Annotated in this window: 1 protein-coding gene; it reads right to left on the reverse strand. The window is 62.1% G+C overall.

Going from position 1 to position 1,207, the window contains the following annotated elements:
• Window positions 1–209: 209 nt before the first annotated feature.
• The coding region (locus WJU23_RS23525) for an IS110 family transposase (RefSeq protein WP_346335081.1) at window positions 210–1,207 on the reverse strand (998 nt) is incomplete at its 5' end.

Genomic DNA, 1,207 nt, shown 5'->3' on the forward strand with positions numbered 1-1,207 from the left:
GAAGGCTCTCATGGCTGTTGCTGGACACGTATTTTCCGCGCCGTCCGTGCTGCTGGCACGCGGCGTTGCCGGTCATGTTCCAACCTGGTCTGGCGATGCTTTGATCACACTTCTCTGCGGGGCGGGCACGTTGTGGCCCCCTTCCATTGCGACGAAATTAGATCCCCAGCCCTCCATCCTGACCCAAGGTGCGCTGTCTGAGCCTAAGCTCAGCAGCCAGCCAGTCTGCGATTGGAGCGGCTGGGGAAAGTCTGTTTCGTCTTGCTGCGCTTGCCCTTTGCGGCACGGGCGCTGCTGGTGCTGTTTTCGCCTTCTTTGGCGCAACCTGTCGCAGCTGTCTCGTTGCGGGCAGGCTTGCCTGGGATAGGGCTTGACGGTGGAATTTTCTCATAGCATCGCTCCTGCGTCAAGAGCTGCCAGGTGATGCGCGCCATGCGCCGGGCCACACACAGGATGGCGGTATTGGCCTTCTTGCCTGCCGCGCGTTTCCTTTTGTAGAGATCGCCAAAATAAGAGTCGCAGCCCATCGCCACCCATGCGGCCTCCACGAAGGCCCAGCGCAGCCATTTGTTGCAGTGCTTCATGAGCTTGCCGTTATAGGTCTTGCCGCCGCTGCTGCTGGTGCTCGGGCACAGGCCGATGTAGCCGCAGAGCTTTTGGGCGCTGTTGAAGCGGCTGATGTCGTCAATCTCACTGACAACCACCGAGGCCAGGATGGGCCCCATGCCGGGGAGGCTCAGCACGCGCTTCTGGGAAACGGTGCTGCCCATCATCTGCTCCAAAGCGGCCTCGTCTTCTTTGATGCGGGTCTGCACGTTTTTGAGCATGTCGAGCTGCTGCTTGAGCAGCAGCCCGGCCGGGGCGGGAAGCTCCAGCTTCTCCAGGAAGCCCATGCCCTTCCTGCCGAAAAGGTCGCTGCATTGGGGCAGCTTCAGGTCGTGCTGGGCGCCCAGCAGCCGGTGGATGCGGTTGCGCAGCATGGTCCGCTGGCGCACGAAGAAGCAGCGCTGCCGCAGGACCTCTTTGCGCTGGCGTGTCTCTTTGCAGGGGATGTGAACCGCGCTGATCAAACCGGCACGCAGCAGCAGGGCCAGGATGCGGGCGTCGATCTTGTCGGTCTTCACCTGCGCCTCGGCGATGATGCGGGTCTTGAAGGGATTGGCCAGGGTGAGGTGTTGCGATGGCATGGACTGCTCCAGCACCTCGT

This window comes from Prosthecobacter sp. SYSU 5D2 (assembly GCF_039655865.1).
Taxonomy (GTDB): domain Bacteria; phylum Verrucomicrobiota; class Verrucomicrobiia; order Verrucomicrobiales; family Verrucomicrobiaceae; genus Prosthecobacter.